Genomic DNA, 13,532 nt, shown 5'->3' with positions numbered 1-13,532 from the left:
ATGGGGATGGAAAACTACAATCCGCCGCAGGAACCCTGGTTGGTCATCCTGTATCAGGATGAGCACATTATGGTGGTCAACAAGCCGAGCGGTTTGTTGTCTGTGCCGGGTCGTCTGGATGAGCACAAAGACAGCGTGATGACGCGTATTCAGCGCGACTATCCGCAGGCTGAATCCGTCCATCGTCTGGATATGGCCACCAGCGGCGTGATTGTAGTCGCGCTAACCAAAGCGGCAGAGCGCGAGCTAAAACGCCAGTTTCGCGAGCGCGAACCGAAAAAACAGTATGTGGCACGCGTCTGGGGGCATCCCGCTCCGGCCGAGGGTCTGGTTGATTTACCGCTGATTTGCGACTGGCCGAACAGGCCAAAGCAAAAAGTGTGTTATGAGACCGGGAAATCAGCGCAGACAGAGTATGAAGTAGTGGAGTTCGCGGCGGATAACACCGCCCGGGTCGTGCTTAAACCGATTACTGGACGCTCCCACCAGCTGCGTGTGCATATGCTGGCGTTAGGGCATCCAATCCTCGGCGATCGCTTCTATGCTACGCCCGAAGCGCTGGCGTTGGCACCCCGCCTGCTGCTGCACGCCGAGATGCTAACCATCACGCATCCCGAATACGGCAACAGTATGACGTTTAAAGTCCCGGCGGATTTTTAAATTCTGAGCCAATTTATGCCGGGGGCGCTTCGCTTGCCCGGCCTACATTCATTACCGTAGGCCGGATAAGGCACTAGCCGCATCCGGCATAATTATTATTTAAAGCCTTTTTGTTCTTTGATTAACTCGTAAGCCTTCTGGATTTCCTGCGCTTTTTGCTTCGCCATTTCCATCATCTCTGGCGGCAGACCTTTCGCGACCAGTTTGTCCGGATGGTGCTCGCTCATCAGCTTACGGTAAGCGCGCTTTATGGTAGTCGCATCATCGGTCGTTTTCACACCCAGCACATTACAGGCGTCTTCCAGCGTCGGGCCGCGTTGCGCCTGCTGCCAGCCACCGCCGCCAGACTGCTGCTGATATCCGCCGCCAAACTGTGCGCCGCCCTGCATCATGCGCAGGAACTGATCAAATTGGGTACGTGAGATCCCCAACTCTTCAGCAATCACATACAGCACTTCACGCTCATTAGGATGTAACGACCCATCGGCAAATGCCGCCTGGATTTGAATTTCCAGAAACATGCGGATCAGATCGAATCGACCAAAACAGACGCTGCGAAACTGACGCATCTTTTCACGTAATGGATAATTATCCGATTTTCCTACCCGGAAGGCGTGTTGTGCAGCCGTTCGCGAGTCACCGTGCAAATTCATCCGATCCATCAACTGGCTGGCGATATGAATATCGGCTTCCGTGACGCGACCTTTGGATTTGGTCAGATGTCCCATCACCTCAAAAGTGGTGGCAAAAAACAGCGCCTGGCGTTCACGTTGGTTGGCAAACCACGCCATTTTGCGCATGCGGGCTTTGTCGAACATGTGGCCAACTAACAGCCCCAGAACCACACCCCAGAAGCCGCCACCCATCATTAAGGCCACGGCTACACCAATTATCTTTCCCCAATACTGCATAGACTCCCCAAATCTTTATGCTCTCAGCCAGGCTATGTCCCACAATATCAGGCTATGTCCCACAATATAAGGTGCTTTTACCGATTTACGGCTGCGGTCAATTGTGGGACATCGCCTATAATTTGCATTATCATACCTGTCATTCAATGCCGTGCCTAACACCACGGATGCCTAAATGGGCAGGATTAACACTAGCGCAGTGAAGATGAGATAAGTTAGGCTGTGACCGTTTGTCACGCGCGACGCTACTGATGATGGAACAATAAATACAACGTATGAAAAAACGTATTCCCACTCTTCTGGCCACCATGATTGCCAGTGCCCTCTATAGCCATCAGGGCCTGACAGCCGATCTCGCCTCACAGTGTATGCTGGGCGTGCCGAGCTATGACCGTCCTCTGGTACAGGGCGAGACTAATGAATTACCCGTCACCATCAATGCCGACAACGCTAAAGGGAATTATCCCGATGACGCGGTGTTTACCGGCAACGTGGACATCGCACAGGGTAACAGCCGCCTGCAGGCCGACGAAGTACAGCTTCATCAGAAGCAGGCTGAAGGCCAGCCGGAGCCAATACGTACCGTCGATGCGCTGGGCAATGTCCATTATGATGACAATCAGGTTATTCTGAAGGGGCCGAAGGGTTGGTCGAATCTGAATACCAAAGATACCAACATCTGGGAAGGTGATTACCAGATGGTGGGCCGTCAGGGACGCGGGAAAGCCGATCTGATGAAACAGCGTGGGGAAAACCGTTATACCATTCTGGAAAACGGTAGCTTTACCTCCTGTCTGCCAGGTTCCGATACCTGGAGCGTCGTCGGTAGCGAGGTGATCCACGACCGTGAAGAACAGGTCGCAGAGATCTGGAACGCCCGTTTTAAACTGGGTCCGGTTCCGGTCTTTTACAGTCCTTATTTACAGTTACCCGTCGGCGATAAGCGCCGTTCCGGTTTTCTGATCCCGAACGCAAAATATTCCACCAATAACTATTTTGAGTTCTACCTGCCGTATTACTGGAACATTGCGCCCAACATGGACGCCACCATCACGCCACATTATATGCACCGTCGTGGCGGGATCATGTGGGAAAACGAATTCCGCTACCTGACGCAAGCAGGTGCGGGCCTGATGGAGTTCGACTATCTGAACTCCGATAAAGTGTATGAGGACGAACATCCGAAGGATGACAATTCACGTCGCTGGCTGTTTTACTGGCAACACTCTGGGGTGATGGACCAGGTGTGGCGTTTCAACGTTGACTATACCAAGGTCAGCGACACCAGCTACTTTAATGATTTCGATAACAAATACGGTTCCAGTACCGACGGCTACGCCACGCAAAAATTCAGCGTCGGCTACGCGGTACAGAACTTTGATGCCACAGTTTCGACCAAGCAGTTCCAGGTCTTCGACGCGCAAAACAGTAACAGCTACTCTGCGCAGCCGCAGTTAGATGTCAACTACTACCAGAATGACGTTGGTCCGTTTGATACCCGTATTTATGGTCAGGCGGTGCACTTCGTTAACACCAACGACAACATGCCGGAAGCGACGCGCGTTCACCTTGAACCGACCATCAATCTGCCATTGTCGAACAACTGGGGAAGCATCAATACCGAAGCAAAACTGCTGGCAACGCACTATCAGCAGACTAATCTGGATTGGTACAACAGCAACCCGCAGAACACCAAGCTCGATGATTCAGCTAACCGCGTCATGCCGCAGTTTAAAGTTGACGGCAAGATGGTGTTTGAGCGCGACATGCAAATGCTGGCGCCGGGTTATACCCAGACGCTGGAGCCGCGTGCGCAGTACCTGTACGTACCGTATCGCGACCAAAGTCATATCTATAACTATGACTCGTCCCTGCTGCAATCCGACTATAGCGGCCTGTTCCGTGACCGTACCTATGGCGGTCTGGACCGCATTGCCTCCGCCAACCAGGTCACGACTGGGGTCACATCTCGCGTTTATGATGACGCAGCCGTTGAACGTTTTAATATATCCGTGGGTCAAATCTACTATTTCACCGAGTCTCGCACCGGCGATGACAACATTAAATGGGAGAATGATGACAAAACGGGCTCACTGGTATGGGCGGGCGATACCTACTGGCGCATCTCCGATCGCTGGGGGTTACGCAGTGGGATCCAGTACGATACCCGTCTGGACAGCGTTGCAACCAGTAGCAGCAGTATCGAATATCGTCGCGACGAAAACCGTATGCTGCAGTTGAACTACCGTTATGCCAGCTCGGAGTATATCCAGGCTACTCTGCCGTCTTACTACTCTACGGCAGAGCAGTATAAAAACGGGATCTCACAGGTGGGCGCAGTGGCAAGCTTCCCAATCGCCGACCGTTGGTCGATTGTTGGCGCTTACTACTTCGATACCAACGTGAACAAAGAAGCAGATTCAATGCTGGGGCTGCAGTACAACTCCTGCTGTTACGCCATTCGCTTCGGTTACGAACGTAAGCTGAACGGCTGGGATAACACCCAGAAACACGCGATTTATGACAACACGATCGGCTTTAATATCGAACTGCGCGGCCTGAGCTCCAACTACGGTCTCGGCACCAACCAAATGTTGCGTTCAAACATTTTGCCGTATCAAAGCTCTTTATGATCTGATTGATTTACAACGTAATCCGCATCGCGGTTAATTGAAATGGAAAAAGTATGAAGAACTGGAAAACGCTGCTTCTCGGTATCGCCATGATCGCGAATACCAGTTTCGCTGCCCCACAGGTAGTCGATAAAGTCGCAGCCGTCGTCAATAACGGCGTCGTTCTCGAAAGCGACGTCGATGGCTTAATGCAGTCAGTAAAACTTAATGCGGGTCAGGCTGGTCAGCAGTTACCGGACGACGCCACGCTGCGTCATCAGATCCTGGAACGTTTGATCATGGATCAAATCCTCCTGCAAATGGGTCAGAAGATGGGTGTTAAAATCTCTGACGAGCAGTTGGATCAGGCTATTGCCAATATCGCCAAGCAGAACAACATGACGCTGGATCAGATGCGCAGTCGTTTGGCACAGGATGGTTTAAGTTATTCGACCTATCGTAGCCAGATCCGCAAAGAGATGACCATCTCTGAAGTTCGTAACAACGAAGTTCGCCGTCGCGTCACTATCCTGCCTCAGGAAGTGGATGCCCTGGCGCAACAGGTAGGCAACCAAAACGATGCCAGCACCGAACTTAACCTGAGCCACATTCTGATCCCATTACCGGAAAACCCAACTTCCGACCAGGTTAACGCGGCTGAAAGCCAGGCACGCTCTGTTGTTGATGAAGCGCGTAACGGTAGCGATTTCGGCAAACTGGCTATTACTTATTCCGCTGACCAGCAGGCGCTGAAAGGCGGCCAGATGGGTTGGGGACGTATTCAGGAGCTGCCGGGTATCTTCGCCCAGGCGTTAAGCACTGCGAAAAAAGGCGATATCATCGGCCCAATTCGTTCAGGCGTCGGCTTCCACATCCTGAAAGTCAATGATATGCGTGGCCAAAGCCAGAGCATCTCCGTGACTGAAGTTCACGCCCGCCATATTCTACTTAAGCCGTCGCCGATCATGACCGATCAGCAGGCGCGTCTGAAGCTGGAACAAATCGCGGCAGATATTAAGAGCGGTAAAACTACCTTCGCGGCAGCCGCTAAAGAGTTTTCTCAGGATCCAGGCTCTGCCAACCAGGGCGGCGATCTGGGTTGGGCTGCAGCGGATATTTTCGACCCAGCTTTCCGCGATGCGCTGACCAAACTTCATAAAGGCCAGATGAGCGCCCCGGTGCACTCCTCTTTCGGTTGGCATCTGATCGAACTGCTGGACACGCGTAACGTTGATAAAACTGACGCGGCGCAGAAAGACAGAGCTTACCGTATGCTGATGAACCGTAAATTCTCGGAAGAAGCAGCAACTTGGATGCAGGAACAGCGCGCCAGCGCTTACGTTAAAGTTCTGAGCAACTAATGGCTCGTACTCAACGTGTTGTTATCACTCCCGGCGAACCCGCCGGGATTGGCCCGGACCTGGTGGTTCAGCTCGCCCAGCGCGATTGGCCTGTAGAACTCGTTGTCTGTGCGGATGCAGGACTTCTCAGTGACCGGGCAGCGATGCTCGGTTTACCGCTTTCACTCCTCCCCTACTCTCCAGATACCCCAGCCAGACCGCAATCAGCAGGCACATTGACGCTGTTACCGGTTGCGCTGCGGGCACCTGCTGTCGCGGGTCAGTTGGCGGTAGAAAACGGGCAATATGTAGTGGATACGCTGGCTCGCGCCTGCGATGGTTGTCTGCAAGGTGAGTTTGCGGCGTTGATCACCGGTCCGGTTCACAAGGGCGTAATCAATGACGCAGGCGTTCCGTTTACCGGGCATACCGAGTTTTTTGAAGAGCGCTCACAGGCAAAGAAAGTTGTTATGATGCTGGCGACCGAAGAGCTGCGCGTTGCCCTGGCAACCACGCATTTGCCGCTCAGAGCCGTTGCCGACGCCATTACGCCCGCCCTGCTTCAGGAAGTGATCGGCATTTTGCATCATGATTTACGCACTAAGTTCGGCATTGCCGATCCACATATTCTGGTGTGCGGTCTTAACCCGCATGCTGGTGAAGGCGGTCATATGGGAACGGAAGAGATAGACACCCTCATTCCGGTACTCGATGAACTGCGTGCGCAGGGGATGAAATTAAACGGCCCGCTGCCCGCAGATACGCTTTTTCAGCCCAAATATCTCGACCACGCGGATGCCGTGCTGGCAATGTACCACGATCAGGGTCTCCCCGTGCTAAAATACCAGGGATTTGGTCGCGGTGTGAATATCACGCTGGGCCTGCCCTTTATTCGCACATCCGTCGATCACGGCACCGCACTTGAACTCGCGGGCCGTGGACAAGCAGATGTCGGCAGTTTTATTACGGCGCTTAATCTCGCCATCAAAATGATTGTTAATACCAATGAATAATCGAGTCCATCAGGGCCATTTAGCCCGTAAACGTTTCGGGCAGAACTTCCTCAACGATCAGTTTGTGATCGAAAGTATTGTCTCTGCTATCAACCCGCAGAAAGGTCAGGCTATGGTCGAAATCGGCCCAGGCCTGGCGGCATTGACCGAACCAGTAGGCGAACGTCTGGACAAGCTCACGGTCATCGAACTGGACCGCGATCTGGCAGCACGCTTACAGACACACCCGTTTTTAGGGCCTAAGCTGACGATTTATCAGCAAGATGCCATGACCATGAACTTCGGCGAACTGGCACAAACGATGGGACAGCCGCTGCGTGTATTCGGCAACCTGCCGTACAACATCTCCACGCCGCTCATGTTCCATCTTTTTTCCTATACTGATGCCATTGCCGACATGCATTTCATGTTGCAAAAAGAGGTGGTCAATCGTCTGGTTGCAGGGCCAAACAGTAAAGCGTATGGTCGATTAAGCGTCATGGCGCAGTATTACTGCAATGTGATCCCGGTACTTGAAGTACCGCCTTCCGCATTTACGCCAGCGCCTAAAGTTGATTCAGCTGTTGTGCGTCTGGTCCCTCACGCGACGATGCCGTACCCGGTTAAAGATGTTCGTGTGCTGAGCCGTATTACCACCGAAGCGTTTAATCAGCGCCGTAAAACGGTACGTAACAGTCTCGGCAACCTATTTAGCGTTGAAGTACTGACAGAGCTGGGCGTTGATCCGGCGATGCGAGCGGAAAATATCTCTGTCGCGCAATACTGCCGGATGGCTAACTATCTGTCAGAAAACGCGCCATCGAAGGAGAGTTAAACATGATCAATTCGCCCCGAGTGTGCATTCAGGTACAAAGCGTCTACATTGAGGCGCAATCCTCACCTGATGATGAACGTTACGTTTTTGCTTACACCGTAACTATCCGCAATTTGGGGCGAGCGCCTGTGCAGCTATTGGGGCGTTATTGGTTAATCACTAATGGTCATGGCCGCGAAACAGAAGTCCAGGGTGAAGGCGTGGTTGGCGTCCAGCCCCATATCGAACCCGGCGAAGAGTACCAGTATACCAGCGGTGCGGTGATTGAAACGCCGCTGGGCACCATGCAGGGTCACTACGAAATGATCGATGAACAAGGCATCGCCTTTACCATCGACATTCCCGTATTCCGACTCGCCGTTCCAACACTCATTCATTAAAACAATAACTATGGCGACATACCTTATTGGCGACGTTCACGGTTGTTACGATGAACTGGTAGCCTTGCTGCATCAGGTAGACTTTAATTCCCAAAAAGACACCCTATGGCTCACCGGCGATCTGGTCGCTCGTGGGCCGGGCTCGCTGGACGTTTTGCGCTACGTGAAATCACTGGGCGACAGCGTACGGTTGGTATTGGGTAATCACGATTTACACCTGCTGGCCGTATTTGCTGGTATCAGTCGTAATAAACCTAAAGACAGGGTCACATCGCTGCTCGAAGCACCGGATGCCGACGAATTACTTAACTGGCTCCGCCGTCAACCGCTGTTGCAGGTGGACGAAGAGAAGAAGCTGGTGATGGCACATGCCGGTATCACCCCACAGTGGGACCTGCAGACGGCAAAAGACTGTGCTCGCGATGTTGAAGCCGTGTTGTCGAGTGACTCATATCCCTTCTTCCTTGATGCGATGTACGGCGACATGCCCAATAACTGGACCCCGGAACTGACCGGGCTGGCACGCCTGCGTTTTATTACCAACGCCTTTACCCGCATGCGTTACTGCTTCCCCAACGGTCAACTGGATATGTATAGCAAAGAGTCACCAGAAGACGCACCTGCCCCGCTGAAGCCGTGGTTTGCCATTCCTGGACCTGTCAGTGAAGTGTACAGCATTGCATTCGGGCACTGGGCATCGCTGGAAGGCAAAGGCACACCAGAAGGTATTTACGCGCTGGATACGGGGTGTTGCTGGGGAGGCGATCTCACCTGTCTGCGCTGGGAAGACAAACAGTACTTTGTGCAGCCATCAAATCGCCATCTGAATCTGGATCCTGGCGAAGCGGTCAACGCCTGAGAGATTTATGCCTGATGGCGCTACGCTTATCAGGCCTACATCTGGCACAAGAGTAGGCCGGATAAGACTTTTCGCTGCCATCCGGCACTTACAGGATTAACGACGCTCCAGAATCTCGAAGCAGTAGCTGTGAGAGTTTTGCGCGTCGGCATCGTGGAATTCACTGAACACCGACTCCCAGTCATCCGGTTCGTAGTCTGGGAAATGCGTATCCCCTTCGACTTCAGCATCAATGTGCGTCAGATACAGCTTCTGCGCTTTTGGCAGGAACTGCTCATACACGCGCCCACCGCCAATCACCATAATCTCTGGTTCATCACCGCAGGCCGCAATGGCTTCATCAACAGACTTCACCCACTGCACACGATCGTCAGTGCCAGGCTTGCTGCTGATGACGATATTTTTACGCCCAGGTAACGGTCGCCCGATGGATTCCCAGGTGTGGCGTCCCATGACAACCGGCTTGTTTAAGGTATTACGTTTAAACCAGGCGAGATCGGCAGGGAGGTTCCACGGCATGGCGTTCTCCATACCGATGACGCGATCTACCGCTAACGCCGCAATCAGACTGATCATTGAATATTTCCCGGATACAAAAAAATTGTCGCCACTATACGGAAAGCGCAATCTTTCGTCGACTGGCGGAAAGAGGATGAACAGGAAAATTTTCCGTTCTGCTGGCGAACCGACCTATTTAAGGTGGTACGCCAGCATTACAGTAGTTCAAAAACAGCCAATTAGCAGTAAAGTTTGCAGAACATCACATTTTTTACCCTATGCTGACGGTTTCACTTCCGGCTCATCGGCGACGTCGCCCGTATGCTTACCTTCATCCGTGCCTTGCCAGCCATGGCGTTGAATTAACGATAAGTGCTGACGATCTTCCGCAATAATTTCACTCAGCATTGCGCTGGTGCGTTTATAAACGGCCGCGCGGGAAGTCGCGTCATTTTCCCCTTTCACCATCTCCTCTACCATCATGGTATTGAATCGGCGGAATACGTCCGCCCGCTCACGTGCCTCATAGCGCCCAAGCCCGAGACCCTCCAACGCCAGACGTCCGGTCTTCAGTGCACCTTCAAAGGTTTCGCGTTCCGGCATATCCACGCCCGCCTGGCGCAGGCGGATGTAATGATCCACATCGCGCGCACGAGCAATAATTTGCAGATGCGGGAAATGCTCTTTCACCATTTCGGTTAACTGCAGGCTGGTTTGCGGATCGTCAATGGCATTAATAATGACTTCAGCTTTCGCCGCCCCGGCAGACTCCAGCAGATCCATCCGGGTCGCATCGCCATAGAAAACCTTCATCCCGAATTTACGCAGCGTTTCGATATGGTCCGGGTCATGATCAAGAACCACCATTTTGACCCCACTCGACAACAACAGACGACCGGTTATCTGGCCAAATCGCCCAAATCCAGCGATGATCACCCGCGGTTGCTTCTCATCGATTTCATCGGCTTCCCGCTCTTCCGAAGTCGCCGATTTTTCCAGACGCGTCAAAATCACCAGCAAAATCGGCGTAGCCGCCATCGACAACGCCACCGCCAGCGTCAGCGATTTCGCCCAGTCAGGATCGAGCACATTTGCCATTTGCGCCGCGCCAAACACCACAAAGGCAAACTCACTGCCCTGCCCTAACAATACGGCAAACCAGCGACGCTGCTTGTTCGGTACCTGCAACGGTTTCGCTATCAACCACAGCATGACGGTTTTGATAACCAGGAAACCGACCAGCAAAATGATAATGCGCAAGGGATTATCAATCAGCGTACCAAAGTCGATAGACATCCCCACGCCAATGAAAAACAGTCCCAGCAGCAATCCTTTAAATGGCTCAATGTCGCTTTCCAGCGCGTGGCGATACTCAGAGCTTGCCAGCAGCACCCCGGCCAGAAAGGCCCCCATCGCCATCGACAGGCCAACCTCTTCCAGGAGCAGACCGAAGCCAAACACGAGGAACAGCGCAACGGCACTGAATACTTCCCGCAGGCCCGAACGCGCAACAAAACGCAAGGCCGGACGTGTGACATAACGCCCCAATACCACCACCAATACCAGTGCGCCCGCTACCTTCAGGGCTGACAATGCAAACGCCCCAAGCGTAGTCGATGCGCCGCTCGCCGCCAGTAACGGGATCATCGCCACCAATGGAATAGCGGCGATATCCTGGAACAGCAGCACGGCAAACGCGCTGCGGCCCATTTGCGAAACCATCAGGTTGCGTTCATTCATTGCCTGCATAGCGATAGCCGTTGAGGAAAGCGCCAGCGTCATGCCGATCAGTTCCGCTACCTGCCAGCGCAGGCCAAGGAACATACAGAACAAACCAATTAAGCCGCCGCAAACCACCATCTGTAGCGCACCGCCGCCGAACACCGATGCCCGCAATTTCCACAAACGTTGCGGATCCAGCTCCAGACCGATGACAAACAGCATCAGTACCACACCGATCTCCGCAAAATGCAGGATGGATTCGGCGTCCGTCACCAGCCTCAGACCCCAGGGTCCGATAATGCATCCGGCGATGAGATACCCCAGTACCGACCCTAATCCCAGCCGTACGGCGATGGGTACAATCAGCGCCGCCGATCCGAGATAAATCAGCGCCTGTATCAGCGTATGGCTATCCATGGTGTGCCTCCTGCCATTCCATCAGACGCTGTTTGTAGTGACGCGCCTGCGCTTGCAGCGTTTCATCATCACAGATAAACGTACAGTGCATCGCAAACGGCGGCAGCCATTTGAGGCCGCAATAGAGCGCTGTTGCCTGTAAAGGCTGAGAAAGCACATCAAATCCGGGATGGGAGCCAATATCGAAGTGGTTTTCACCGCCGCCGGTCGTCACCGCCCACAGCAGTTGTTTACCGTGCAGCGCAGTACCACCATGGCCATACGCCCAGCCGTGCGAAAGGACTTTATCCATCCACAGCTTGAGTAATGGAGGTGTGCTGTACCACTGCATCGGATGCTGCCAGATGATCAAATCAGCGCGCGCCAGCGCATCCTGTTCAGCGGCAATATCGATATTGAAGTCGGGGTAGAGCTGGTATAGCGAGCGTATCTCCACGCCCTCCAGCGTCCTTGCCTGTTCAAGCATCCGCTTATTCGCATGCGAATGCTGCGGATAGGGATGCGCATAAATGATGAGAATCATGATTAGCCTGTATCACTGCATTATTGTAATAACAGTGAGTTTAGTCACTTAATCCACAGGCTAACAGTCAATATTATTGAGTGGCTGAATGGAGAAAACTGAACTAGTTGTCCAGTTCGCTCATATCCTTAACCTGATCGCGGTTAATCTGTTCCGTCTTACCCGTCTGGGCATTTTTGTACGACACCAGACCAGTATCATCATCAACCTGCGGTTTGCCGTCAGTGACGATTGTTTTGCCATCGGTGGTTTTAACCGCCTGGTTTGAGGAACAACCGGCCACGGTAAACAGTGCTGCTGCGGTAAAAATTGAGGTGATCAGGATATGTTTTTGCATGGTGTTCTCCCTGCTTTTCAGTTGTTTTCAGTGATATACCCAGTTAACTGTAGGCTAACTGACTGAGTTGCAGGGAAAATACAGAACACTCCTAATAGCCCGCCCTGGTCACGGGCTTACTGCGAATCGTCATTTGACTGGTTTGCGCCAGCGTCAGACCTCGCGTTTCCGGGGCGAAAGCGATGGACACAAGCAGGCCAATCAGCGAAATTCCTGCGCCCATCAGCATGACATTGCTGATACCGTATTTGGTGATGAATACCGGCAGCGCCCAGGTTGAAACAATAGTACCGATGCGGCTTAAGGACATAATCACCCCGACGGCAGACGCGCGAATGTCGGTAGGGAACAGCTCGTTTGGGTATAGCCACTGCAGGTTTCCCGGTCCCCCCGAGAAAAACGCGTACACGGCAAACGCCAGCACCACCAGCCACGCCCCCATATCAGGAATTAACCCCAGTACAGCCAGCGCCAGCGTCATCATAATAAAACTGCCAATCAACAGCGGTCGGCGACCCGCGCTATTGAGCCAGAACATGGGCGGAATGCATCCCAGCATAAAGCACAGGCTTATCACCACATTGCCCAACGCTGCGCTTTTCCCGGCACCAAGCCCCAACAGTCCAACAATCTGCGGACCAAAGGTATAAATGGCGAACATCGGGATCACCTGACAGGTCCAGATAGCGGCAACAAACAGGACAAACGGGAAGTGTCGGCGATTAAACAACTGAAGGAAACGCGTCTCCTGCGGTGCCTCTTCGTCGAACACCACCGGTTCGCCGAACAGTTTGATCATCATCGCTTCACACTCTTTCACCCGACCTTTACGCAGCAGCCAGCGCGGCGATTCAGGAAGATCGAAGCGCCCAATCAGGATCAAAATACAGGGGATCACCGCGCTGCCCAGCATCCAGCGCCATCCTCCCTCAACATCATAAAGCCAGTAACCGACCAGATCGGCACAGGTGGCGCCGACATACCACATCGCGGCGATAAAACCGATGGAGAAAGCGCGCTGGCGGGTATTGGAGAACTCGGTAATCATCGAGGTAGCAATCGGATAATCGGCACCAATCACAATGCCGATCAGCACGCGCATCACCAACAGCTCAACGGGCGAGGAAACAAACATGGTTGCTGCCGATATCACGCCAATGGCGATAATATCGATGATGAACATTTTGCGCCGCCCGACCTTATCGGAAATGTAGCCAAACAGCGACGTCCCCACAAACAGACCAGCGAGAGTGCCGGCGCCCAGCAGACCAATCCACTGTGCGTCCAGTTTCAATGCTGGCGTGAGCTGTTCCAGCGCTACGCCAATCATCACCAGCACATAACCATCCAGAAATGGCCCACCGCTTCCCCACAGCATTATCCGGCGGTGAATAGAGGTAAATTTGATGTCATCAAAGTTCCTGGGCTGCTGCATAGCGACTTCCT

General features: G+C 53.1%; 13 protein-coding genes. 7 read left to right on the top strand and 6 right to left on the bottom strand.

Translation table 11 applies throughout. The features are described 5' to 3' along the window. A complete protein-coding gene (gene rluA / locus C2U41_RS00620; protein ID WP_048216842.1) occupies nucleotides 1-660 on the top strand; it encodes a bifunctional tRNA pseudouridine(32) synthase/23S rRNA pseudouridine(746) synthase RluA in 660 nt (219 codons plus the stop codon). 95 nt (nucleotides 661-755) lie between these two features. On the opposite strand, the gene djlA is transcribed toward rluA, so the two are convergent. Continuing rightward, entirely contained in the window at nucleotides 756-1,571 is an 816-nt protein-coding gene (gene djlA / locus C2U41_RS00615; protein WP_003845702.1) for a co-chaperone DjlA, read from the bottom strand. A gap of 275 nt (nucleotides 1,572-1,846) precedes the next feature. On the opposite strand from djlA, the gene lptD reads away from it, so the two are divergent. The 6 genes from lptD to apaH are packed head-to-tail and all read left to right on the top strand — an operon-like array spanning nucleotide 1,847 to nucleotide 8,589. Continuing rightward, a complete protein-coding gene (gene lptD / locus C2U41_RS00610; RefSeq protein ID WP_048216843.1) occupies nucleotides 1,847-4,204 on the top strand; it encodes an LPS assembly protein LptD in 2,358 nt (785 codons plus the stop codon). A 53-nt stretch (nucleotides 4,205-4,257) separates the two neighbouring features. Next, nucleotides 4,258-5,544 carry a peptidylprolyl isomerase SurA gene (surA, locus tag C2U41_RS00605; protein ID WP_003018860.1) on the top strand — a complete coding sequence of 429 codons (1,287 nt, stop codon included), beginning with the start codon at nucleotides 4,258-4,260 and terminating at the stop codon, nucleotides 5,542-5,544. Further along, on the top strand, nucleotides 5,544-6,536 hold the full coding sequence (pdxA, locus tag C2U41_RS00600; protein WP_032948498.1) for a 4-hydroxythreonine-4-phosphate dehydrogenase PdxA: 993 nt from the start codon (nucleotides 5,544-5,546) through the stop codon (nucleotides 6,534-6,536). Before surA ends, pdxA begins: the two co-directional genes overlap by 1 nt. Then, entirely contained in the window at nucleotides 6,529-7,350 is an 822-nt protein-coding gene (gene rsmA, locus C2U41_RS00595) for a 16S rRNA (adenine(1518)-N(6)/adenine(1519)-N(6))-dimethyltransferase RsmA (protein ID WP_003018865.1), read from the top strand. The genes pdxA and rsmA overlap by 8 nt, the downstream gene beginning before the upstream one ends. A gap of 2 nt (nucleotides 7,351-7,352) precedes the next feature. Next, complete coding sequence (gene apaG / locus C2U41_RS00590) at nucleotides 7,353-7,730, top strand: Co2+/Mg2+ efflux protein ApaG (protein ID WP_003018867.1); 378 nt, start codon at nucleotides 7,353-7,355, stop codon at nucleotides 7,728-7,730. A gap of 10 nt (nucleotides 7,731-7,740) precedes the next feature. Then, complete coding sequence (gene apaH, locus C2U41_RS00585) at nucleotides 7,741-8,589, top strand: bis(5'-nucleosyl)-tetraphosphatase (symmetrical) ApaH (protein WP_044699010.1); 849 nt, start codon at nucleotides 7,741-7,743, stop codon at nucleotides 8,587-8,589. A 96-nt stretch (nucleotides 8,590-8,685) separates the two neighbouring features. Here apaH and folA read toward each other — a convergent pair whose 3' ends face one another. The 5 genes from folA to C2U41_RS00555 all read right to left on the bottom strand — a co-directional run bounded on the left by folA (nucleotide 8,686) and on the right by C2U41_RS00555 (nucleotide 13,521). Further along, a complete protein-coding gene (folA, locus tag C2U41_RS00580; RefSeq protein ID WP_003018873.1) occupies nucleotides 8,686-9,165 on the bottom strand; it encodes a type 3 dihydrofolate reductase in 480 nt (159 codons plus the stop codon). 198 nt (nucleotides 9,166-9,363) lie between these two features. Next, nucleotides 9,364-11,226 (bottom strand): glutathione-regulated potassium-efflux system protein KefC, encoded by a 1,863-nt coding sequence (gene kefC, locus C2U41_RS00570; protein ID WP_103848354.1) that lies wholly within the window; start codon nucleotides 11,224-11,226, stop codon nucleotides 9,364-9,366. Beyond that, nucleotides 11,219-11,749 (bottom strand): glutathione-regulated potassium-efflux system oxidoreductase KefF, encoded by a 531-nt coding sequence (kefF, locus tag C2U41_RS00565; protein ID WP_003018878.1) that lies wholly within the window; start codon nucleotides 11,747-11,749, stop codon nucleotides 11,219-11,221. Before kefF ends, kefC begins: the two co-directional genes overlap by 8 nt. A gap of 103 nt (nucleotides 11,750-11,852) precedes the next feature. Continuing rightward, nucleotides 11,853-12,086, bottom strand: coding sequence for a YgdI/YgdR family lipoprotein (locus C2U41_RS00560; protein WP_003018880.1), 234 nt, complete (start codon nucleotides 12,084-12,086; stop codon nucleotides 11,853-11,855). 91 nt (nucleotides 12,087-12,177) lie between these two features. Then, a complete protein-coding gene (locus C2U41_RS00555) occupies nucleotides 12,178-13,521 on the bottom strand; it encodes an MFS transporter (RefSeq protein WP_003845694.1) in 1,344 nt (447 codons plus the stop codon). Nucleotides 13,522-13,532: the final 11 nt, after the last annotated feature.

The organism is Citrobacter freundii complex sp. CFNIH4 (assembly GCF_002934505.1).
GTDB lineage: Bacteria > Pseudomonadota > Gammaproteobacteria > Enterobacterales > Enterobacteriaceae > Citrobacter > Citrobacter freundii.
This window is presented reverse-complemented; position numbering and strand designations above follow the sequence as displayed.